24 protein-coding genes and 4 tRNA genes are annotated in these 21,727 nt (G+C 60.5%); 20 read left to right on the top strand and 8 right to left on the bottom strand.

Annotated features, from left to right (window positions below; translation table 11 throughout):
- The first annotated feature begins 43 nt into the window (after positions 1–43).
- The 5 genes from BLQ09_RS01420 to BLQ09_RS01400 all read left to right on the top strand — a co-directional run bounded on the left by BLQ09_RS01420 (position 44) and on the right by BLQ09_RS01400 (position 2,527).
- Entirely contained in the window at positions 44–1,255 is a 1,212-nt protein-coding gene (locus BLQ09_RS01420) for an O-succinylhomoserine sulfhydrylase (RefSeq protein WP_092354894.1), read from the top strand.
- A gap of 11 nt (positions 1,256–1,266) precedes the next feature.
- Positions 1,267–2,031: an SDR family oxidoreductase gene (locus BLQ09_RS01415; protein WP_027604081.1), complete on the top strand. Its 765-nt coding sequence runs from the start codon at positions 1,267–1,269 to the stop codon at positions 2,029–2,031.
- Positions 2,032–2,138: 107 nt separating this feature from the next.
- Positions 2,139–2,214, top strand: a tRNA-Val gene (locus BLQ09_RS01410).
- Between the two features lie 55 nt (positions 2,215–2,269).
- Positions 2,270–2,346: transfer RNA gene (locus tag BLQ09_RS01405), tRNA-Asp, on the top strand.
- 104 nt (positions 2,347–2,450) lie between these two features.
- Positions 2,451–2,527: transfer RNA gene (locus BLQ09_RS01400), tRNA-Asp, on the top strand.
- 157 nt (positions 2,528–2,684) lie between these two features.
- On the opposite strand, the gene BLQ09_RS01395 is transcribed toward BLQ09_RS01400, so the two are convergent.
- Positions 2,685–3,968, bottom strand: coding sequence for an NAD(P)/FAD-dependent oxidoreductase (locus tag BLQ09_RS01395; RefSeq protein ID WP_027604082.1), 1,284 nt, complete (start codon positions 3,966–3,968; stop codon positions 2,685–2,687).
- A gap of 184 nt (positions 3,969–4,152) precedes the next feature.
- On the opposite strand from BLQ09_RS01395, the gene BLQ09_RS01390 reads away from it, so the two are divergent.
- Together BLQ09_RS01390 and BLQ09_RS01385 are read left to right on the top strand one after the other, a co-directional pair.
- A tRNA-Val gene (locus BLQ09_RS01390) sits at positions 4,153–4,229 on the top strand.
- Positions 4,230–4,392: 163 nt separating this feature from the next.
- Complete coding sequence (locus BLQ09_RS01385) at positions 4,393–4,833, top strand: hypothetical protein (RefSeq protein ID WP_065948011.1); 441 nt, start codon at positions 4,393–4,395, stop codon at positions 4,831–4,833.
- Positions 4,834–4,863: 30 nt separating this feature from the next.
- On the opposite strand, the gene BLQ09_RS01380 is transcribed toward BLQ09_RS01385, so the two are convergent.
- Positions 4,864–6,294 carry a DHA2 family efflux MFS transporter permease subunit gene (locus BLQ09_RS01380; RefSeq protein ID WP_092354891.1) on the bottom strand — a complete coding sequence of 477 codons (1,431 nt, stop codon included), beginning with the start codon at positions 6,292–6,294 and terminating at the stop codon, positions 4,864–4,866.
- Between the two features lie 348 nt (positions 6,295–6,642).
- On the opposite strand from BLQ09_RS01380, the gene BLQ09_RS01375 reads away from it, so the two are divergent.
- From BLQ09_RS01375 to BLQ09_RS01355, 5 genes are all read left to right on the top strand, one after another.
- The gene (locus tag BLQ09_RS01375; RefSeq protein WP_027604088.1) at positions 6,643–7,359 is read left to right on the top strand and encodes a DUF969 domain-containing protein; all 717 of its coding nucleotides are present in this window, start codon (positions 6,643–6,645) and stop codon (positions 7,357–7,359) included.
- Positions 7,356–8,306 carry a DUF979 domain-containing protein gene (locus tag BLQ09_RS01370; RefSeq protein WP_027604089.1) on the top strand — a complete coding sequence of 317 codons (951 nt, stop codon included), beginning with the start codon at positions 7,356–7,358 and terminating at the stop codon, positions 8,304–8,306. Before BLQ09_RS01375 ends, BLQ09_RS01370 begins: the two co-directional genes overlap by 4 nt.
- Positions 8,307–8,313: 7 nt before the next feature.
- A complete protein-coding gene (gene pcp, locus BLQ09_RS01365; protein WP_027604090.1) occupies positions 8,314–8,919 on the top strand; it encodes a pyroglutamyl-peptidase I in 606 nt (201 codons plus the stop codon).
- Between the two features lie 63 nt (positions 8,920–8,982).
- Positions 8,983–9,429, top strand: coding sequence for an anti-virulence regulator CigR family protein (locus BLQ09_RS01360; protein ID WP_027604091.1), 447 nt, complete (start codon positions 8,983–8,985; stop codon positions 9,427–9,429).
- Positions 9,430–9,561: 132 nt separating this feature from the next.
- Positions 9,562–10,239: an HAD-IA family hydrolase gene (locus BLQ09_RS01355; RefSeq protein ID WP_027604092.1), complete on the top strand. Its 678-nt coding sequence runs from the start codon at positions 9,562–9,564 to the stop codon at positions 10,237–10,239.
- Positions 10,240–10,258: 19 nt separating this feature from the next.
- Here BLQ09_RS01355 and BLQ09_RS01350 read toward each other — a convergent pair whose 3' ends face one another.
- The 3 genes from BLQ09_RS01350 to csrA all read right to left on the bottom strand — a co-directional run bounded on the left by BLQ09_RS01350 (position 10,259) and on the right by csrA (position 11,309).
- On the bottom strand, positions 10,259–10,555 hold the full coding sequence (locus BLQ09_RS01350) for a hypothetical protein (RefSeq protein WP_027604093.1): 297 nt from the start codon (positions 10,553–10,555) through the stop codon (positions 10,259–10,261).
- A 101-nt stretch (positions 10,556–10,656) separates the two neighbouring features.
- Positions 10,657–10,902: a hypothetical protein gene (locus BLQ09_RS01345; protein WP_027604094.1), complete on the bottom strand. Its 246-nt coding sequence runs from the start codon at positions 10,900–10,902 to the stop codon at positions 10,657–10,659.
- Between the two features lie 212 nt (positions 10,903–11,114).
- Complete coding sequence (csrA, locus tag BLQ09_RS01340; protein ID WP_027604095.1) at positions 11,115–11,309, bottom strand: carbon storage regulator CsrA; 195 nt, start codon at positions 11,307–11,309, stop codon at positions 11,115–11,117.
- 263 nt (positions 11,310–11,572) lie between these two features.
- Here csrA and BLQ09_RS01335 point away from each other — a divergent pair, with 263 nt between their 5' ends.
- Positions 11,573–11,938, top strand: coding sequence for a hypothetical protein (locus BLQ09_RS01335; protein ID WP_043293337.1), 366 nt, complete (start codon positions 11,573–11,575; stop codon positions 11,936–11,938).
- 30 nt (positions 11,939–11,968) lie between these two features.
- Here the strand turns inward: BLQ09_RS01335 and BLQ09_RS01330 are convergent, their stop codons facing one another.
- The 3 genes from BLQ09_RS01330 to BLQ09_RS01320 form a co-directional block, all read right to left on the bottom strand.
- Entirely contained in the window at positions 11,969–12,658 is a 690-nt protein-coding gene (locus BLQ09_RS01330) for an endonuclease (RefSeq protein ID WP_027604097.1), read from the bottom strand.
- A 4-nt stretch (positions 12,659–12,662) separates the two neighbouring features.
- Positions 12,663–12,914, bottom strand: coding sequence for a DUF1654 domain-containing protein (locus BLQ09_RS01325; RefSeq protein ID WP_027604098.1), 252 nt, complete (start codon positions 12,912–12,914; stop codon positions 12,663–12,665).
- Between the two features lie 191 nt (positions 12,915–13,105).
- Positions 13,106–14,194, bottom strand: a complete 1,089-nt coding sequence (locus tag BLQ09_RS01320) for an asparaginase (RefSeq protein WP_092354888.1) — start codon at positions 14,192–14,194, stop codon at positions 13,106–13,108.
- A 553-nt stretch (positions 14,195–14,747) separates the two neighbouring features.
- Here BLQ09_RS01320 and BLQ09_RS01315 point away from each other — a divergent pair.
- From BLQ09_RS01315 to BLQ09_RS01285, 7 genes are read left to right on the top strand one after another with little or no spacing between them, the layout of a single operon-like run.
- Positions 14,748–15,707: a sugar ABC transporter substrate-binding protein gene (locus tag BLQ09_RS01315; protein ID WP_027604099.1), complete on the top strand. Its 960-nt coding sequence runs from the start codon at positions 14,748–14,750 to the stop codon at positions 15,705–15,707.
- A gap of 57 nt (positions 15,708–15,764) precedes the next feature.
- Positions 15,765–17,318 (top strand): sugar ABC transporter ATP-binding protein, encoded by a 1,554-nt coding sequence (locus BLQ09_RS01310; RefSeq protein WP_027604100.1) that lies wholly within the window; start codon positions 15,765–15,767, stop codon positions 17,316–17,318.
- On the top strand, positions 17,315–18,292 hold the full coding sequence (locus BLQ09_RS01305; RefSeq protein ID WP_027604101.1) for an ABC transporter permease: 978 nt from the start codon (positions 17,315–17,317) through the stop codon (positions 18,290–18,292). The genes BLQ09_RS01310 and BLQ09_RS01305 overlap by 4 nt, the downstream gene beginning before the upstream one ends.
- Before the next feature lie 3 nt (positions 18,293–18,295).
- A complete protein-coding gene (locus BLQ09_RS01300; RefSeq protein WP_027604102.1) occupies positions 18,296–19,318 on the top strand; it encodes a LacI family DNA-binding transcriptional regulator in 1,023 nt (340 codons plus the stop codon).
- 23 nt (positions 19,319–19,341) lie between these two features.
- Positions 19,342–20,259, top strand: a complete 918-nt coding sequence (rbsK, locus tag BLQ09_RS01295; RefSeq protein ID WP_027604103.1) for a ribokinase — start codon at positions 19,342–19,344, stop codon at positions 20,257–20,259.
- Positions 20,256–20,660, top strand: a complete 405-nt coding sequence (gene rbsD / locus BLQ09_RS01290; RefSeq protein WP_027604104.1) for a D-ribose pyranase — start codon at positions 20,256–20,258, stop codon at positions 20,658–20,660. Before rbsK ends, rbsD begins: the two co-directional genes overlap by 4 nt.
- 26 nt (positions 20,661–20,686) lie before the next feature.
- The gene (locus tag BLQ09_RS01285) at positions 20,687–21,715 is read left to right on the top strand and encodes a nucleoside hydrolase (protein WP_027604105.1); all 1,029 of its coding nucleotides are present in this window, start codon (positions 20,687–20,689) and stop codon (positions 21,713–21,715) included.
- Positions 21,716–21,727: the final 12 nt, after the last annotated feature.

Here is a 21,727-nt window from a genome sequence, read left to right as displayed (position 1 = left end):
CGGTTTTGTATCTTAAATAAAGAATTGAGTAAGGAGTCGCAGCATGAGTCAGGAATGGGATGCCGGTCGCTTGGACAGCGACCTCGATGGCGTAGCTTTCGATACCCTGGCTGTGCGCGCCGGCCAGCACCGTACCCCGGAAGGTGAGCACGGTGACCCGATGTTCTTCACCTCCAGCTACGTGTTCCGCACGGCGGCCGACGCCGCGGCGCGCTTTGCTGGCGAAGTGCCGGGTAACGTTTATTCCCGCTACACCAACCCGACTGTGCGCGCGTTCGAAGAACGTATCGCGGCCCTGGAAGGCTCAGAGCAGGCGGTGGCGACGGCCACCGGCATGGCGGCGATCCTGGCGGTGGTGATGAGCCTGTGCAGTGCCGGTGACCACGTGCTGGTGTCGCGCAGCGTGTTTGGTTCGACCATCAGCCTGTTCGAGAAGTATTTCAAGCGCTTCGGTATCGAAGTGGACTACGTGCCCCTGGCGGATCTGTCCGGGTGGGGGGCGGCGATCAAGTCCAACACCAAGCTGCTGTTCGTCGAGTCGCCGTCCAATCCGTTGGCCGAGTTGGTGGATATCGCCGCGTTGTCCGAAGTGGCTCACGCCAAAGGCGCAATGCTGGTGGTCGACAACTGTTTCTGCACGCCTGCCTTGCAGCAGCCGCTGAAGCTGGGCGCGGACATTGTGGTGCACTCGGCCACCAAGTTTATCGATGGCCAGGGCCGTTGCATGGGCGGCGTGGTTGCCGGTCGCAGCGAGCAGATGAAGGAAGTGGTGGGCTTCCTGCGCACCGCCGGCCCGACCCTGAGCCCGTTCAATGCCTGGATCTTCCTCAAGGGCCTGGAAACCCTCAGCCTGCGGATGAAGGCCCATTGCGCCAACGCCCAGGCCCTGGCCGAGTGGCTGGAGCAGCAGGACGGTATCGAAAAAGTGCATTACGCCGGCCTCAAGAGCCACCCGCAGCACGCATTGGCCCAGCGCCAGCAACGTGGTTTCGGCGCCGTGGTGAGTTTTGAAGTGAAGGGCGGCAAAGAGGGCGCCTGGCGCTTTATCGATGCGACGCGCCTGATCTCCATCACGGCCAACCTGGGCGACAGCAAGACCACCATTACCCATCCGAGCACCACGTCCCACGGACGCCTGGCGCCGCAGGAGCGTGAGGCGGCCGGTATCCGGGACAGCCTGATCCGCATCGCGGTCGGCCTGGAAGATGTCACGGATCTGCAGGCTGACCTGGCTCGCGGGCTGGCTGCCTTGTGATCGAGTGGTCCCTGGAGGCCGCGGCGGCCAGTAATGGGCGCGTCGCCCTGGTGACGGGCGCGGCGCGGGGTATTGGCCTCGGGATTGCGGCGTGGCTGATCAGCGAAGGCTGGCAGGTGGTCTTGACCGACCTCGACCGCGAGCGCGGTTCCAAGGTGTCCAAGGTGCTGGGCGAAAACGCCTGGTTTATCACCATGGACGTGGCTGACGAGAAACAGGTGGCCCAGGGGGTCGCCGAAGTCCTGGGGCAGTTCGGTCGCCTGGACGCGTTGGTCTGTAACGCTGCGGTGGCCGACCCGCACAATATCACCCTGGAGAGCCTCGACCTGGCCTACTGGAACCGCGTGCTGGCCGTTAACCTCAGTGGGCCGATGTTGCTGGCCAAGCATTGTGCGCCCTACCTGCGTGCCCACGGCGGGGCCATCGTCAACCTGGCGTCGACCCGGGCTCGTCAGTCGGAGCCGGATACCGAAGCCTACGCGGCGAGTAAAGGGGGGCTGTTGGCCCTTACTCACGCCTTGGCGATCAGTCTCGGGCCGGAAGTGCGGGTGAATGCGGTCAGCCCTGGCTGGATCGATGCCCGTGATCCAGCTGCGCGGCGTGCCGAGCCTTTGACCGATGCCGATCATGCCCAGCATCCGGCGGGCAGGGTGGGTACGGTAGAGGACGTGGCAGCGATGGTGGCGTGGTTGCTGTCGCGCCAGGCCGGGTTTGTCACCGGGCAAGAGTTTGTGGTGGACGGTGGCATGAGCAAGAAGATGATTTACAGCGAGTAGGGCAGGTCGCCGTCTTGAAGCCATTTTGTCTTTTTCAGAAAAACTTCAAGCAGGCTATTGACTTAGGTCCGCTACCTGCGTAAATTTCGCGGCCTCAACGAAGCAAAGGGTGATTAGCTCAGCTGGGAGAGCATCTGCCTTACAAGCAGAGGGTCGGCGGTTCGATCCCGTCATCACCCACCACTTCTTGAGAGTTTTGCCTTCGGGCAGGACGCAACGTTAAAGGTTGCACCGACGCGCAGCGGTAGTTCAGTCGGTTAGAATACCGGCCTGTCACGCCGGGGGTCGCGGGTTCGAGTCCCGTCCGCTGCGCCATATTTTCCTGGTTCGATTTATCGGGCTTGAGATTGAACAGCCAAGCTGATCGATCAGATGTTCAAGGACGGTTGAGGCGGTTTGCTCGGCCGGTCAAGCGATACGCAGCGGTAGTTCAGTCGGTTAGAATACCGGCCTGTCACGCCGGGGGTCGCGGGTTCGAGTCCCGTCCGCTGCGCCATATCTGCCTCAAGGCCCACTGAACGCCTTGAAGCACAAAGAAAGCCACTGGCTACTTTGATCCGATAGCAAAGACCCTGGTCGAAAGACCGGGGTTTTTTGTGTCTGCAATTTGGTAATTTTTTGCGGGAGCCGGCGAACCGGCTCCCATTGATTTGTCAGAAGCCCAGCTTATCCCGCAGCCCGTAATACCAGGCCCCCAGTGCCGCAAACGGTGTGCGCAACAGTTGCCCGCCCGGGAATGGGTAGTGCGGCAGGTCGGCAAACGCATCAAAGCGCTCTGCCTGGCCTCTCAGCGCTTCCGCCAGTACCTTGCCCGCCAGGTGGGTGTACGTCACCCCATGGCCGCTGCAGCCCTGTGAGTAGTAGATGTTGTCGCCCAGGCGACCGACCTGCGGCAAGCGCGACAGGGTCAGCAGGAAGTTGCCGGTCCAGGCGTAGTCGATCTTCACATCCTTGAGTTGCGGGAAGGCCTTGAGCATCTTCGGGCGGATGATTGCTTCGATGTTCGCCGGGTCGCGCGCGCCATACACCACGCCGCCGCCGAAGATCAGGCGCTTGTCACTGGTGAGGCGATAGTAGTCGAGCAGGTAGTTGCAGTCCTCTACGCAGTAATCCTGCGGCAGGAGTGTCCTGGCCAGCTCATCCCCGAGTGGCGCCGTCGTGATCACCTGGGTGCCACAGGGCATCGACTTGGCCGCCAGCTCCGGCACCAGGTTGCCCAGGTAGGCATTGCCCGCGACGATGATGAACTTGGCCCTGACCTTGCCTTCTGCCGTATGGACCACCGGGTTGGCGCCACGCTCGATGCGCACCGCCGCCGATTGTTCGTAGATCGTCCCGCCCAGGGACTCCACGGCGGCGGCTTCACCGAGTGCCAGGTTGAGTGGGTGGATATGGCCGCCACTCATGTCCAGCAGCCCGCCGACATAGTTGTCACAGGCCACGACCTCGCGAATGCGACGCTCGTCCAGCAACTCCAGCTGTGTATGGCCGTAGCGCTCCCACAAGCGTTTCTGCGACTCCAGATGGTCCATGTGCTTGCTGTTGAGTGCCGCGAACACGCCGCCGTCCTTCAGGTCGCACTGGATCTGGTACTTGGCGACCCGCTCGCGAATGATCCTGCCGCCCTCGAACGCCATCTGCCCCAGCAACTGCGCCTGTTGCGGGCCGACGCTGCGCTCGATCACATCAATGTCACGGCTGTAGCTGTTGACGATCTGCCCGCCATTGCGGCCTGACGCGCCAAAACCCACCTTGGCGGCTTCCAGCACCGTTACGCGAAAACCGTTCTCCAGCAGGAACAGCGCGCTGGACAGGCCGGTATAGCCGGCACCGATCACGCACACATCGGTTTCGACGTCGCCTTGCAACATTGGGCGCGGCGGAACGGCATTGGCGGAAGCGGCGTAATACGACTGGGGGTAGGGGGTGTTCGCCATCCTGGAACCTCTGTTTTATATTTTTTACGAGTGCCCTGATCCTACCTGAGTTGAAAATTGCCTGCCAGCCACCCCAAAAAGTACGGTGCGCCGGCTGCAAATAAATAATTCGCATATTCATAGGGTTAGCTGCAAAAAAGATGTTGACACCCCTCCGGAATTCCGTAGAATGCCGCCTCACAGCAGGCACGTAGCTCAGTTGGTTAGAGCACCACCTTGACATGGTGGGGGTCGTTGGTTCGAGTCCAATCGCGCCTACCAAACAAAATCCGCTCTGCTGGGCGGTCTGGAAGGGCTCACCGAAAGGTGGGCCCTTTTTTGTTCGTGCGATTTATTACTACCCGAAAATCTTCCTACCCCCGCCTAAAGTAATCGACCCCCAGGCCGATAGAGATCGCAAATCTCTTACTCTCGGACACTTGGCATGCTTATCAACATCAGCACTACCGCCTCCGTAGCAAGCACCCCAAGCACTGTCAGCTCGACGGCTGCCGCGACCAAGGAAAGTACAAGCAGCGCAGGCGGCACGACCGTCAACATGCACGCTGATTCCAATGGTGCGGCAGGTGTAAGTGGCGGTGGCGGTGGCCAAGCCTCCTCGCTCTCGAAGGAGTCCGATACCGTCAAAGAATTGAAGAAGCAGATCGAGCAGTTGCAAAAGCAGCTTCAAGCGCAGCAGCAAGCCTTGCAGAAAGCTCAGTCCAGCAACCAGAGTGCAGAAGCCAAAGCGGCGGCAGTAGCGGCGGCGCAGATGCAGATCGCCGGCACTGCGGCAGCGTTGCAGACAGTGACTTCCGCACTGTTGCAGGCAGTCACCGATGAGGGCAACAGCACGTCGGGTTCGATGGTCAGTACCACCGCCTGATACTGGCAACAGTGTGTTGAGTCGCAGCCTTCACTGTCGATTCAACACACTTTCTCCCGCTCCCACCGTCAAGCGATATACATCCACCAGCGCCCACGCTCCCAGCAGCGCCACGCCGACGAACGCCACGCGAAAATCCCCGACCTGTGCCTGCATCTCATGCCCCTGCAGGGTCATGGATGCCCGTAGCAGCAGCGCCGCCACCGTTACGCCCATCCCCATGGCCAGCTGGAATGACATGCTGAACAGCGCCGAGGCCTCACTCATGCGCGGTTTGGGCACATCCGCGAAGCCGATCGAGTTGTAGCAGGTGAACTGCATCGAGCGGGATAACCCTCCCGCAAACAACACGGCCGCGATCAGCACAAATGGGGTCTGCACCGTGAAAAGCGCGCAAGCGGCTATCGACACCACGCCGATTATCCCGTTCACCAGCAAGACCCGGCGAAACCCATAGCGGCGCATGATGGCCGTGGTGAACGGCTTCATCGCCAGATTGCCAGCGAATACCGCCAGCACCAGCAAGCCTGCGTCCACCGGGGACAAGCCAAAGGCGACTTGAAACAGCAGCGGCAGCAGGAACGGCAGGGCGCTGATGGCCAGGCGAAACAGCGAGCCGCCATAGATGCTCACACGAAATGTATCGATGGACAGGGTCTCGAGCGGCAATAACGGGTCGCTGGCATGGCGGCAATGGTGCACGGCCCACACTGCCAGCGCGATGCCTGCCGAGACCAGCACGGCGCCTGGAATAAGGCGTTCACCGGTCTGGTTACCCAGCCATTCCAGCCCGCCCAGCAGGGCCACACAGGCGCCTGCCAGCAGTACAAACCCCTTGGCATCGAACTGGCGCACGCTGGCTTCACGGTCTTCCGGTACCAGCCACAGTGCGGCGGCCAATGCCAGCGCACCCAGCGGCAGATTCACGTAGAAGATCCATGGCCACGATGCATGCGTCACGATCAAGCCGCCGACCAGCGGCCCCAGAATCGGCGCGACCAGGCCGGGCCAGGTAATGATCGCGATCATGTTCACCAAGTCTTTCTTATCCGTATTACGCAGCACGGCCAGGCGCCCCACGGGCACCATCAATGCGCCGCCCATGCCCTGCAGGACGCGGGCGAACACGAACATCTCGATACTTTGGCTGAGCCCGCAGAGCAGCGAGGCGAGGGTGAACAGGATGATTGCGCCAGCGAATACCCGGCGCGCACCAAAGCGGTCGGCAACCCAGCTGGACAGCGGTATGAAGATCGCCACGGCGAGGATATAGGCGGTGATGCCGATGTTCATGTCGACCGGTGTCACCCCGAAGGCGGTCGCCATGGTCGGTAGCGCGGTGGCGATGACCGTGGCGTCAAGGTTCTCCATGAAGAAGGTTACGGCGACCACCAGGGCGATCAGACTGGTGTGTAGACTGAGGCGGTTTTGCGCGGCGGAGTCTGGAATGGCTGAGCTCATCGGTGCTGCCCTCTTTCAGTGAACGGTTTGATGAAGAAGGCCGACCAACTGCCCGATGCGCCGCGCACGATAAACGGGCGGCGTTAAGATGAGCGAATCCTTCATGGTCTGTCCACGTCTTGTTACTCGTGGGCTACTCAATTACCCACAAAATTTATTGGTTTGCAGCAACAATTTTTCTTGTTGGACACCTCCCGCTCCCAGGCAGCACAGTTGCCGCCACTGACGCTCGCCCTGACGGGCCAACAATAAAAAACCGAGCCGACTGCACGCCACTTCCTGCTGTGAACCCTTTGTTCACATCCTGCTGTAATGGCGCCGCAGCGCGCACTTAAGGACCTCTCCGCCATGCAAACTGTTGTGAACTTATGGCCGTTGATCGGCGTACTTGTGATCGTGGTTGGCTTTGTTTTGCGTTTCAACCCGCTGTTGGTGGTCACCGCCGCAGCTATCGCCACCGGGCTCGCTGCCCACTTCCCGCTGGAGAAAATCCTCGCCACTATGGGGGATGGTTTCCTACAGACTCGCGCCCTGCAATTGATCCTGTTGTTGCCCCTCGCCGTCATCGGTCTGCTGGAGCGCCACGGCTTGCGCCTGCACGCGCAGAACTGGATTGCGCGGTTTGAGCGCGCCACGGTCGGACGCCTGCTGATCATCTATCTGTTTGTGCGCGAATCCACCGCAGCCATGGGCTTGACCAGCCTCGGCGGGCACCCGCAGATGGTGCGCCCACTGCTGGCACCGATGGCCGAAGGCGCGGCGGAAAAGCGCTACGGCAAACTGCCGGACAAACTGCGTCACAAGGTGTTGGCCATGTGTGCGGCCACCGATAACGTCGGCCTGTTTTTTGGTGAGGACATCTTCGTCGCCTTTGGTGCGATTGCCTTGATGCATACCTTCCTGCTCGGTTCGGGGATTGATGTGGAGCCGCTGCACATTGCGGTGTGGGGCATTCCTACGGCGATTTGCGCCTTTATCATTCACGCGCTCCGACTTCATCGGTTTGACCGAAGACTGACCCGCGAGATGACGACCGCCGCGAACCCTGTGGAGGCCGCGCAATGATCATCTCTATCCAATACCTGTACTGGCTCGCCGGGATCCTGCTGCTGATCACCGCCGGCATGATCCTGTTGGATCGAAGCCATCCCAAGCGCTGGTCCAGCGCACTGTTCTGGCTGCTGTTTGCCATCCCGTTCCTGGTGGGGGAGCGCCTGCCCTCGGTGGTGGTCGGTGCGGGAGTGGTGGTGATGGCGCTGATCGCCGGCCTGGGCGGCGTCGGCCGTGGCACCCATGCTGAGTTGCATGACAAGGCTTCGCGCGCCAGTGCCGGCCGCCTCGGGCACAAGCTGTTTATCCCGGCGCTGGCGATCCCCCTGACCACCGTGATCGGTTCGGTCTTGCTCAAGCACACCGAGATTGGCGGGGTACCGCTGCTGGATCCGAAAAACACCACCTTCGTGTCCCTCGGCATCGGCTGCCTGATCGCCCTCGGCCTGGCGTGCTGGCTGACCCGTGATACCCCGGTGCAAGCCTTGCGCGAATCCCGGCGACTCACCGAGGCCCTGGGCTGGGCCATGGTGCTGCCGCAGATGCTGGCGATGCTTGGCCTGCTGTTCAATGAAGCCGGTGTCGGCACGGCTGTCGCCCATGTCACCACCACCTACATCAACCTGGATTTCAAGTTGGTGGCGGTCATGGTGTACGTGCTGGGCATGGCGCTGTTTACGGTGATCATGGGCAATGGCTTCGCGGCGTTCCCGGTGATGACCGGGGGCGTCGGCGTGCCGGTGCTGGTGGGTATCTACGGCGGTAACCCGGCGGTGATGGCCGCCATCGGTATGTTCTCCGGCTACTGCGGTACGCTGATGACGCCGATGGCGGCCAACTTCAATATCGTGCCGGCGGCGTTGCTGGAGTTGCCGGACAAGAACGCGGTGATCAAGGCGCAACTGCCGACCGCGTTGATGATGCTGGTGGTCAATATTGTCCTGCTTTATGTGTTGATGTGAGGCGACGATGCGAACTGTATTGCTGACGGGGTTCGAGCCCTTTGATCAAGACCTGGTGAATCCTTCCTGGGAAGCGGTGCGCCAGTTGGATGGCGTGCAACTCGACGATGATGTGCGGATTGTTGCGCGCCGATTGCCCTGTGCGTTTGCCACGGCGGGTGAGTGCCTGCTCCAACTGATCAGTGAACTGCGTCCGGCGATGGTCATCGCCACTGGGTTGGCCCCCGGGCGCAGCGAAATATCCATCGAGCGGGTGGCGATCAACGTCAACGATGCACGCATCCCCGATAATCTGGGGGAGCAACCCATCGACACGGCGGTGGTGGTCGGCGGCCCGGCGGCGTACTTTTCGACGCTGCCGATCAAGGCCATGGCCAGGGCGGTGCGCGAAGCAGGGATTGCGGTGTCGGTATCGCAGACGGCGGGTACATTCGTGTGCAACCAGGTGTTCTACCGCTTGCAGCACGAACTCGCGGGCACCGGTGTACGCAGTGGTTTTATCCACGTGTCGAGGGATCTTGGCGCGGGCCTTGTCGATGGGCTGCGCATCGCGGTGTCGGCGGCGTGGAATACCCCGGTGGATGTGCTGGAAGTGGGTGGTCAGGTGAGTTGACGTCCCCCGGGGTGCGATAACCTCGACTACAGTTCAGCTACATTCCTGTGTTGGATTATCGCCATGATCAAGTGCCCGAAATTCGTATCTGTTGCGCTTTCGCTTGTGTTGTTTGCCGCTGGCGGTATGGCCCTGGCTGACCCAGGCAATGGCAAGGGGCAAGGCAACGATAAAGGCAATGGTCACGGCGGACAGGAGCATGACAAGCCCAAGGGCAAAGGTGTAGCAGGCAGTCATGGCCCCAGCGTCGACCGTGGCAGCGTGCTGAATGTGTTGGGCGGTTATCGCGACTACTGGAGCCCTGGGCCCGCCTTGCCGCCAGGCATCCAGAAGAACCTGGCCCGCGGCAAGCCGCTGCCGCCGGGCATTGCCAAGAAGCTGGACGGGCGTTTGTTGGGCCGCTTGCCCCATTACGAGGGATACGAGTGGCAGCAGGCGGGCACCGACTTGATACTGGTGGCCATCGCGACGGGCATCATCTACGAAGTCCTCAATGGCGCCCTCGATTGAGCTGGCGGTGTCGACCGCATGGCGCTCGACCTGCCGTGTTATTGCCGGCGTCGTTGGCGTTTACAAGCCGCCGGGTGATCCGTAGATTGCATTGCGTCGATTATTCGTTTCAGCTCACGAGGAAACCCCGCAGTGTCCATCCGAGGTTCAGCCGTATTTGCCCGCCCTTACCGCGCCTTTCTGTTCGATATGGATGGGACTCTGCTCAATTCGATTGCCGCCGCCGAGCGGGTATGGAGTATCTGGGCTGAACGCCATGGGCTGGAGGTGGCGACGTTCCTGGCCACCATCCATGGCGCCCGGGCGATCGACACCATCACGCGCCAGGCCTTGCCCGGCGTCGACCCGGAGGTTGAAGCGCAGTGGATTACCGAGGCTGAAATCAATGATGTGCAAGGTGTCGTTGCGATTGCCGGGGCCGTCGAGTTTCTGAACCGCTTGCCCGGCGATCAGTGGGCGCTGGTCACCTCTGCACCCAGGGAACTCGCGTTGCGTCGACTGCAAGCGGCGGGTATTACGCCGCCAGCGGTGCTGGTCACGGCTGAAGACGTGGCTATCGGCAAGCCGAACCCTGCGTGTTATGTGCTCGGTGCGCAGCGCCTGGGGGTGTCGACGCAGGATTGCCTGGTGTTTGAGGATGCGGCGGTGGGCATCCGTGCAGGGGAGGCGGCTGGAGCGGATGTGATGGTCGTGACCTCGACGCACCTCAAGCCCATGGCGACGGAGCATCCTTCGATCGATGGGTATGAACAGCTGCAGGTGCAACGCAGCGCTGATGGCTTGCTGTACTTGGCGCGCGCGACGGGCTGACGCAGCAAGGCCGAGCCGGCTACCGGACTCGGCCTGTTTCGCGGGTGGCTGGATCAGGCGACGCCTGCATTCGATCACTGCGCATGCCTTGGCGTGACAGCACCATCTCCCTGAGAATCTCGTTGGCGAGCCGGGCAATCGCTTCGGCACCGCGATAATGCGCGCGCACGATTCCGGTGATTGCAAAGTGATCGGTTTCCGGACCGCTGAGCACGGCCGAGAGGGTGCCGTCGGCGTGCAGCGTACAGGTGACCGTGTAGCTGGGCAGGCGGGCTGCCAATTCAGATTCGATTTGGGTTTTAGTGAGCGTGTCCATCTGTACCGGCACCTTCTACTGACTGTGCAAACACACCCAAGGATAGGTCCTGCTGCGAGGCTGTAAATACCAGCGATCTGAAAGCGAATCGGGGGTGGGCGTCAGCGTACGGTTTTGCGCACGATGCGTTGGCACAACTTGCGCTGCACGGCCATCTGGATGGGCTTGAGGCAGAACATGAACAGGTAGCCACACAGCAGGAGTACCAGGTCCAGCCGCGAACGGGGCGCTTCGGCGCCCTCTATTTCAAGCTTCAGTCCATATTCCAAGCCGACAAAGACCAGCCCCGTCAGCAGGGCGATCATCCAGGATCTGGAGAAAAATGGCTGGGCATTGCCTGGCAGCATCGACGTGCTCCTAAGTGCACACGGATGGCGGGGTATCAGTCAGAGGATTCGGTTGCAAAGGGTGTAATAAGTTCCAGGCGTGAAGATAGTTTCATCTTGATGCATGGATGGGCATGCGGCAAAAAGCGCTTCGCGCGACACAGACAAAAGCAGACCGATGAGGTTTTCGCCAGCCGTTACAGTGAACGAAAGGGCTGGCTACTGAGGGCGCTTCAAGGCGTCTGGTTTTTGTCCGGAGCGGACAGGCCGGCCTGGATGCGCTGGTAAATCTCCTCGCGATGCACGGCAACATCCTTGGGTGCGTTGATGCCGATTCGTACTTGCTGGCCGCTGACGCCCAGGATGGTGATCGTAATGTCATCACCGATGTTTATGCTTTCACCGACTTTGCGGGTGAGTATAAGCATGGACTTCTCCTTGATTACTTTTAAGGACACATGTTTCAGACAGGGCAGGTGTCGTATGTGTGTAGCTTACTGCTAAGCGCGTCCCTGTGACTGCCTCTTTTAGGACGCATAGAGGCGACATTAATTCCCATGGCGGCATCATACAGGTCTGGGATACATCATTCGCATTGTTTAAGCCAATGTTTATGACGGCCAGAATAGACAGTGAATGATAAAGTCGCCTCTTTATCCGTTGAAGGAGCAGGGCAGTGCGTAAAGTAGCGATGGCAATTGCGGTGTTGGCATTGGCCGGTTGCGGTGAAGGCAAAAGCGTCGATGCCGCCAAGGCCAAGCCTGCCGTAACCGAAAGCCAGCCACAAACCGGCGCGATTGCTGCCCAGGAATGGGACCTGCGAGTAGGCCCGCCGGACCATAAGCTGCAGGCAATCACCGACCTGACCGCCTGGTTGCTCGAACACGGGTTCAGTTTTTACATCGTGAAGGTCGACGGCAAGGACGAAGTGCTGCTGGGGCCATTTGCAACCAGGGCCGAGGCCGAAGCCAAGCAGACGCTGCTCAACGAGAAGATGGCGCGGGCCAAGAAAACCGACACGGTGTCCGAGATCATCGAGCACAAGACCGCGCAGTAACCGCTGATTGGGCGGCAGTGCCGCCCCTGTTCAACCGCAGGCTTTCAGGTTAACCGGGCCGACAAACTCATTGCCGCGCCCCATCACGCACGCCACCGTCTGGTTCCGCTGGCGCTCCCAGGCTTGTACCGGATAGGTCTTGTTCCAGGCTTCGTACAACTGGCGATCCTGTTTCGACAGGCGCAAGCCGTACTGCTTGCTCATGTAGAAATACGTGCGTGCGATCATCCCGCGAATGGACGGGCGCGGCATGACCTTCTTGGCCTTGAAATCCACCTGGGTCAGGCACGAACCGTATTGCCCGCTTTGCACCGGCAGCCAGCCAAAACTGAAGTTACTTCGATCTCCATTGACCTCGCCGATGCTCGGCACCAGGTTGTGCAGATCCGCTTCGGCACGCTTGAATACGTCGTCATGGCGGGTGCAGTTCTTGCGTCCACCGTCTTGCCAGCACTGGCGCTGATGGCCGATCTGCCAGGCTGGAACAATGTGCTCCCACTCGATGCGCGCGGCACGGTTGGCGTTTTTGCGTGGGATGTAGCCGCAGGCTTTCAGGTCAACGCGGTTGCCGGTGTATTTGCAGCCGCAATAGAACTCGGTGGATTGTGGCGCGTACAACTTCCAGGCAACCTTTTTGGCTTCGCTGAAGGTTCGGGGCGCCTGGGCATGGGCAGTGACAGCAAAAAGCAGGCAGCACACAGCAATAAAACGGGCACTCATTGAATCAATCTTCCTTCGGCACAACCCAGAAAATCTGCACGCCGCCGTCATCCCGATAGGCGAGGGTGACGTTGTCGTTCTCCGCGATTTCCTCCAGCAAGCGCTGCCACTCGTCTTCTGGCTCGTCCGGCAAGCGGAAGATCAAGGCTGCCTTGGCTTTTTGAGCGTTGGTGGAGTTGATGATCTTTTGCACACGAATGGCCAGGCGTTCGTAGGCATCAGGTGGGGTTAGGGCTACGGAAGAGGACTTTGCCACGGAGTGTTCCTTAATAAGCTGTACGTGCATACAGTATTTAACTGTAGGCAATTTCGCAACTGCTTAAAATTCAATAAGTTCGTCTGACGGCGGTTTAGGCGAGTTGGTGTAAGGCGGGGAGGTGTTGGTTGCGGGATTTACACATGAAGTAGAGGCGGGTAAACCCGCCTCTACAGAGATGCCAATAGGAATCAATATTCCCAGAACATCCGTTGCAGTTCTTTGCTGTCCTGGGTCTTGGTCAGGGCGACCATCGCCAGAATCCGCGCTTTCTGCGGGTTCAGGTCGAGGGCGGCGACCCAGTCGTACTTGTCGTCCGGCTGTTCGGCATTACGCAGCACCATGCCCCCGGCATTCACGTGGGAAGAACGGATGATCTGCACACCTTGCTTGCGCAATTCCACCAGCGCAGGAACCACTTTGGACGACACCGAACCATTGCCGGTGCCGGCGTGGATGATGGCTTTGGCGCCAGCCTGGGCCAGTGCCTTGTAGGCGGTGTCGCTCACGTTACCGTAGCCGTAGGCGATTTCAACATCGGGCAGGCTCTTGATGTTCTTGATGTCGAATTCCGAGTCCATGGTGTGACGCTTGGCCGGCAGGCGGAACCAGTAGGACTTGCCTTCAACGACCATGCCCAGCGGGCCCCATGGGCTCTTGAAGGCTTCGGTCTTGATATTGATCATCTTGCTGACGTCGCGACCCGATTGGATCTCGTCGTTCATGGTCACCAGTACGCCTTTTCCGCGTGCATCCTTGCTGCCGGCCACGGCGACGGCGTTGTACAGGTTGAGCATGCCGTCGGCCGACATGGCGGTGCTTGGGCGCATGGAGCCGACCACCACGATAGGCTTGTCGGTTTTTTCCACCAGGTTCAGGAAGTAGGCGGTCTCTTCCAGGGTGTCGGTACCGTGGGTGATCACGATGCCGTCCACGTCCTTGCTGTCGGCCAGTTCGGCGACGCGGCGACCCAGTTGCAGCAGGTTCTCGTTGTTGATGCTTTCGGACGCAATTTGCATCACTTGCTCGCCACGCACATTGGCGATCTGGCTAAGCTCAGGAACTCCGGCGATCAATTGCTCGATACCGACTTTGGCAGCCTGGTACGTCGCACTGTTGGCGGCGCTGGCGCCCGCGCCGGCAATGGTGCCGCCGGTGGCGAGGATCACCACGTTGGACAGTTTGGTCTTGGATTCAACCTCCTTTGCCTGGGCGGCAACGGGGAACAGCAGCAGAAGGGCCAACGCCCCCGGAACAAAGTTCTTCAATGCAGATTTCATTATTTTTCTCTCTGGTTTTTGATGAGTGCTGTAGCAGGTTCATCTAGAACACCTGGGCATTGCTGAATGCCTCCAGGCGCTGTGTAGGAGCAGGATCTGTACCATGCCGAATATGTTCGAGCATATAAATTAACTTGTTGATATATATAAATTTTTACTGATTGAGCGATGAGGTTTTGCTTGCTGGGTGTCCGGCTTTCCGAACAACCTGGGGTGTGGCGTTCGGTTGTCCGAAAGTTATGACGAAAGAATCCTGAGTGCCGCGCCAAACCTGTCGTTTCAGAGAACGACCGAACGTGGCAGATGTTTAGGAGCGGCCTTCGCAGGACGGGAGAGCCGGGGCTGTAGGTCTTGCATGAAAGGCCATGTTCTACCGTTGACAAATCTCGACAAGGTTCTCATAGTTTGGCTAACGCAAACGTTTGCGAGATGTTTCACGAGACCCTCATTAGAGTCTCCTGTCAGCTCGTATCAGCCACCCGGGTGGGAGGGCCGCCGAAGCACACTTCGGTGCACGCGTTGCTCACAATAATCATAAGATCGGAGTGAACCCATGAAGCTGCCATTCGCCGGACGTCTTCTTGCTGTCGCTGTGCTTGCTGCCGCATCCGCCGCCTTACCTTTCTCCCCTGCATTCGCTGATGACGCTGCCGCCAAACCCAAGGTCGGCCTGGTGATGAAGTCCCTCGCCAACGAATTTTTCGTGACCATGCAGGACGGTGCCAAGGCGTATCAGAAAGACCACGCCGCCGATTTCGACATGATCACCAACGGCATCAAGGACGAAACCGATACCAGCGCGCAAATCGGTATCGTCAAGCAGATGATCCTGGCCAAGGTCAATGCCATCGTTATCGCGCCTGCTGATTCCAAGGCCCTGGTAAAAGTGCTGGAGGATGCCTCTAAAGCCGGGATCAAGATCGTCAACATCGATAACCGCCTGGACCCGGACGTGCTGAAAAGCAAAAACCTCGATATTCCCTTCGTCGGCCCCGACAACCGCAAAGGCGCCAAACTGGTGGGCGACTACCTGGCCAAGCAACTGGCTGCCGGCGACAAGGTCGGCATTATCGAAGGCGTACCGACCACCACCAACGCCCAGCAGCGCACCGCGGGCTTCAAGGATGCGATGGACGCTGCCGGTATGAAGATCGTTTCCACCCAGTCCGGCAACTGGGAAATTGACCAGGGCCAGAAAGTGGCCTCGGCCATGCTCAGCGAACACCCGGACCTCAAGGCGCTGCTGGCCGGTAACGACAACATGGCCCTGGGCGCCGTCTCCGCCGTACGTGCGGCAGGCAAGGCCGGTAAGGTGCTGGTGGTGGGTTATGACAACATCGACGCCATCAAGCCGATGCTGCAGGACGGTCGTGTGCTGGCGACCGCCGACCAGGCGGCTGCGCAGCAAGCGGTGTTCGGTATCCAGAACGCCCTCAAGCTGGTCAAGGGTGAGAAAGTCGATGCCAAGGACGGCATGATCGAAACCCCGGTCGAACTCGTCCTCAAGAAGTAATCCTGGCAGCACCCAACAGCGTCCGCCCGTCCTGGGCGGACGCCTGGAGATTTTCCTATGTCATCTTCCGCCCCGAACGCTGTCCTCTCGGTCAGCGGTATCGGTAAGACCTATGCCCAACCGGTTCTGGCCGACATTACCCTCACGCTTAACCGGGGTGAAGTACTGGCGCTGACCGGTGAAAACGGCGCGGGCAAGAGTACCTTGTCGAAGATCGTCGGTGGGCTGGTCACCCCGACCACCGGGCACATGCAATTCCAGGGGCAGGATTACCGTCCGGCCAGCCGTACCCAGGCTGAAGCGTTGGGCGTGCGCATGGTCATGCAGGAACTCAATCTGCTGCCGACGCTGACCGTCGCTGAAAACCTGTTTCTGGATAACCTGCCCAGCCACTGTGGCTGGATCAGCCGCAAGCAATTGCGCAAGGCTGCGATCGAGGCCATGGCTCAAGTCGGCCTGGACGCCATCGACCCGGACACTCTGGTCGGTAGCCTCGGCATCGGCCATCAACAGATGGTCGAGATCGCCCGCAACCTGATCGGCGACTGCCATGTACTGATCCTCGACGAGCCCACCGCGATGCTCACGGCCCGCGAAGTAGAGATGCTGTTTGAGCAAATCACCCGCCTGCAGGCCCGGGGCGTGGCGATCATTTATATTTCGCACCGGCTCGAAGAACTGGCCCGTGTCGCCCAGCGCATTGCGGTACTGCGCGACGGCAAGCTGGTCTGCGTCGAGCCGATGGCCAATTACAACAGCGAACAACTGGTCACCTTGATGGTGGGCCGGGAGTTGGGTGAACACATCGACCTGGGGCCGCGCAGCCTCGGCGGCCCGGCCCTGACCGTGAAGGGCCTGACCCGCTCGGACAAGGTCCGCGACGTATCCTTTGAAGTGCGTGCCGGTGAGATCTATGGCATCTCCGGCCTGATCGGCGCCGGTCGTACAGAGCTACTGCGTCTTATCTTCGGTGCCGACCTGGCCGACAGCGGCACTGTGGCTTTGGGTTCGCCGGCCCGGGTGGTGAGTATTCGCTCGCCAGTGGATGCCGTGGGTCATGGCATTGCCCTGATCACCGAAGACCGCAAGGGCGAAGGGCTGCTGCTGACCCAGTCGATCAGTGCGAATATCGCATTGGGCAACATGCCGGAAATTTCCGCTGGCGGCCTGGTTAATAGCCGCGATGAAACTGCCTTGGCCAAGCGCCAGATCGATGCCATGCGGATCCGCAGTTCCAGCCCGGCGCAATTGGTGTCCGAACTGTCCGGTGGCAACCAGCAGAAAGTGGTGATCGGCCGCTGGCTGGAGCGCGACTGCTCGGTGATGCTGTTCGACGAGCCCACCCGCGGCATCGATGTCGGTGCCAAGTTCGACATTTATGCCTTGCTGGGTGAATTGACTCGCCAGGGCAAGGCGCTGGTGGTGGTGTCCAGCGACCTGCGTGAACTCATGCTGATCTGCGACCGCATCGGCGTGCTGTCCGCCGGGCGCTTGATCGAAACCTTCGAGCGCGACAGCTGGACCCAGGACGAATTGCTTGCCGCCGCCTTTGCCGGCTATCAGAAACGTGATGCGCTGCTCAACGACGCAGTGCTTAGGGATACCCCATGAAACTAACAACTTTCCCCGGTAAAACCGGCGGCAACTTCTACGGCCTTGGCACCTACCTGGGGCTGGCCGGTGCATTGCTGGCGATGATCGCGCTGTTTTCGGTGCTCAGTGATCACTTCCTGTCCTATGACACGTTCAGCACCCTGGCCAACCAGATTCCTGACCTGATGGTGCTGGCGGTGGGCATGACCTTCATCCTGATCATCGGCGGTATCGACCTATCGGTGGGCTCGGTACTGGCGTTGGCGGCATCGGCGGTCAGCGTGGCGATTCTCGGGTGGGGCTGGAGTGTCTTGCCGGCGGCCTTGCTCGGCATGGGCTGCGCCGCGTTGGCCGGCACTATCACCGGCTCGATCACGGTGGCCTGGCGCATTCCCTCGTTTATCGTGTCCCTCGGCGTGTTGGAAATGGCCCGGGGCGTCGCGTACCAGATGACCGGCTCGCGCACGGCCTATATCGGCGATTCGTTTGCCTGGCTGTCCAACCCGATCGCCTTCGGCATTTCGCCGTCGTTTATCATCGCTTTGCTGGTGATCATTGCCGCCCAGCTGGTATTGACCCGCACCGTATTCGGTCGTTACCTGATCGGTATCGGCACCAACGAAGAAGCTGTACGCCTGGCCGGGATCAATCCCAAGCCGTACAAGATCCTGGTGTTCAGCCTCATGGGCCTGCTGGCCGGTGTGGCGGCGCTGTTCCAGATTTCGCGCCTGGAAGCGGCAGACCCGAATGCCGGTGCCGGCCTCGAGCTGCAAGTGATCGCCGCAGTGGTGATCGGCGGCACCAGCCTGATGGGCGGGCGTGGTTCGGTGATCAGTACCTTCTTCGGTGTGTTGATTATTTCGGTATTGGCCGCCGGCCTGGCGCAGATCGGTGCCACGGAACCCACCAAGCGCATCATAACCGGTGCCGTGATCGTGATTGCCGTGGTCCTGGATACTTATCGCAGCCGTCGTGCCAGTCGGCGAGGCTGAACCATGGCAACGATCAAGGATGTGGCCGCGATTGCAGGTATTTCCTACACCACCGTGTCCCATGTGGTGAACAAGACGCGCCCGGTGAGCGAGCCGGTACGGATCAAGGTTGAAGCGGCGATCAAGCAACTCGACTACGTGCCCAGTGCCGTCGCGCGTTCGCTCAAGGCCAAGACCACGGCCACCATCGGATTGCTGGTGCCCAACAGCCTCAACCCGTATTTTGCCGAGCTGGCCCGGGGCATCGAGGATTATTGTGAGCGTAACGGCTACTGCGTGATTCTCTGCAACTCCGACGACAACGCGGAAAAACAACGCAGCTATTTGCGGGTGTTGCTGGAGAAGCGTGTTGATGGCTTGATCGTGACTTCGGTAGGCGGTGATGACAGCGGCCTCGCCGCAGGCTTGAGCGCCGTGCGCACGCCCATGGTGATTGTCGACCGGGCGCTGGATGGCATCGATGTCGACCTGGTACGCATCGACCACGAGGAAGGCGCCTACCTGGCGACCCGGCACTTGCTTGAGCTGGGGCATCGGGACATCGCCTGCATCGGCGGCCCGGCCCACACCCGCGTCGCGCAAATGCGCCTGGCGGGTTACCAGCGTGCGCTCCATGAGGCCGGTGTGGCGGTGGTGGCCAATCGCATCCAGGAAAGCGACTTCACCAGCACCGGCGGTTATGCTGCTGCCGTGCAATTGCTGGCGCAGAACCCGCCCAGCGCGATTTTTGCCAGCAACGACATGATCGGCTTCGGCGTGTTGCGCGCGGCGGCGGAGCGCAATATCCGCGTGCCCGGTGAACTGTCGGTGATCGGTTTCGATGACATTCAAATGGGCCGCTACGTGTACCCGGCGCTGACCACGGTCGGGCAGTCGATCCTGCAACTGGGCGAGACCGCGGCCGAGCTTTTACTGCGACGAATTGCAACCCCCCAACTGCCGATCGATCAACGCATCGTGACGCCGAGCATCGTGTTGCGTGAATCGACGGCGCCCGTCGCCGGTGTGTTCGCCCAATACCGCTGAACCGAATTGATGAGTACTGATGTATGCCAGCAAAAGTAGTGGTAATAGGCAGCTTGAACATGGACCTGGTCACCCGCGCGAATCGGCTGCCCCGTGCCGGTGAGACCCTGGTCGGCCAGACGTTTTCCACGGTGCCTGGCGGCAAGGGCGCCAACCAGGCCGTGGCCTCGGCGCGACTGGGGGCCGATGTGGCAATGATCGGCTGTGTCGGTAGTGATGCCTATGGCACTGAACTGCGTGGCGCCTTGCTGGTGGAAGGTATCGATTGCCAGGCGGTGAGCACCGTGGACGGTTCCAGTGGCGTGGCCTTGATTGTGGTGGACGACAGCAGCCAGAACGCGATCGTGATCGTTGCCGGCAGCAACGGCGAGCTGACCCCCGCCTCACTGCAGGCGTCCGATGCGGTGCTGCAGGCCGCCGATGTGATTATCTGCCAGCTGGAAGTGCCGATGGATACCGTGGGCTATACCCTCAAGCGCGGTCGTGAACTGGGCAAGACCGTGATCCTCAACCCGGCGCCGGCCAGCGGCCCGTTGCCTGCCGACTGGTACGCCTCGGTCGACTACCTGATTCCCAACGAAAGCGAAGCCAGCGCACTGAGCGGCGTGACAGTCGACTCCCTCGACAGTGCCAAGGTCGCGGCGACCCACCTGATCAAGGCGGGGGCGGGCAAAGTCATCATCACCCTGGGCGCCCAGGGGGCGTTGTTTGCCGATGGCCAGGGCTTTGAGCACCTGGTGGCGCCCAAGGTCAAGGCGGTGGATACCACCGCTGCCGGCGATACCTTTGTCGGTGGTTTTGCCGCAGCACTGGCCAGTGGCAAAAGCGAAGCCGAGGCCATCCGTTTCGGCCAGGTCGCGGCAGCCTTGTCAGTCACCCGTGCCGGTGCGCAACCCTCCATTCCTACGCTGCATGACGTTCAAGGTTTTGTGCTTTTATGAAAAAGACCCCTCTGCTCAATATCGCCTTGTCGCGTTTGATCGCATCCCTGGGCCATGGTGACATCCTGGTGATCGGCGACGCCGGCCTGCCAGTGCCGCCCGGGGTCGAGTTGATCGACCTGGCGCTGACCCAGGGCATTCCCGACTTCATCAGCACCTTGCGTATCGTGCTCAGTGAAATGCAGGTGGAAAGCCACGTGCTGGCGGAAGAAATCCTGCTCAAGCAGCCACCCGCGCTGACGGAGCTGGATGCTTTGGCTGAACAGGCCGCCCTCGGCGAGCGACGTCTGCTCAGCCATGAACAATTCAAGCAACTGAGCCGTAGCGCGCGCGCTGTCGTGCGTACCGGCGAGTGCCAGCCTTACTGCAATATCGCGCTGGTCTCCGGCGTAACCTTCTAGAGTTTCCCAACGACAAGGAGTGTTTTATGCAACGTGGTCTGCCAACCCTGAAAAATCTGTTTCGGAGTGTCCTGCTTTTGTCCGCACTCACTGCTGCCAGCGCCCAAGCGGCGGAAAAAATCGACTTGATCATCGACACCGACCCAGGTGCCGACGATGTGGTAGCCTTGCTCTTCGCCATGGCTTCCCCGGACGAATTGAACATTCGTGCGCTGACCACCGTCGCCGGCAACGTACGCCTGGACAAGACCTCGCGTAACGCGCGCCTGGCCCGCGAGTGGGCCGGGCGTGAAGAAATCCCGGTGTACGCCGGAGCACCCAAGCCGCTGTTGCGCACACCGATCTATGCCGAGAACATCCATGGCAAAGAAGGTATTTCCGGCGTCACCGTCCATGAGCCTAAAAAGGGCCTGGCTGAAGGCAACGCCGTTGATTACCTGATCAAGACCCTGCGTGCGGCCAAGCCTCACAGCATCACCATTGCCATGCTCGGTCCGCAGACCAACCTGGCGCTGGCCTTGACCCAGGACCCGGAAATCACCCAAGGCATCAAGGAAGTGGTGGTGATGGGTGGCGCGCACTTCAACGGCGGCAATATCACCCCGGTTGCCGAGTTCAACCTGTTCGCCGATCCGATTGCAGCCGAGATTGTGCTCAAGAGTGGCGTCAAGCTGACCTACCTGCCGCTGGATGTGACCCACAAGGTGCTGACCAGCGAGGCGCGCCTGAAGAAGATCGCCGACATCAATAACAACGCGAGCAAGGTCGTCGGCGATATTCTCAATGAATACGTCAAGGGCGATATGGAACACTACGGCATCCCGGGCGGCCCGGTACATGACGCCACTGTCATCGCCTACCTGCTCAAGCCGTCCTTGTTCACAGGGCGTCAGGCCAATATGGTGGTGGACAGCCGCGAAGGCCCGACCTTCGGCCAGACCATCGTTGATTGGTACGACGGCCTGAAGCAGACAAAAAATGTGTTCTGGGTTGAGAACGGCGACGCCCAGGGCTTCTTCGATCTGCTCACCGAGCGCCTGGCACGCCTGAAGTAACCCGGTCGACGT

This window comes from Pseudomonas sp. NFACC25 (genome assembly GCF_900100935.1).
Classification (GTDB): domain Bacteria; phylum Pseudomonadota; class Gammaproteobacteria; order Pseudomonadales; family Pseudomonadaceae; genus Aquipseudomonas; species Aquipseudomonas marginalis.
This window is presented reverse-complemented; position numbering and strand designations above follow the sequence as displayed.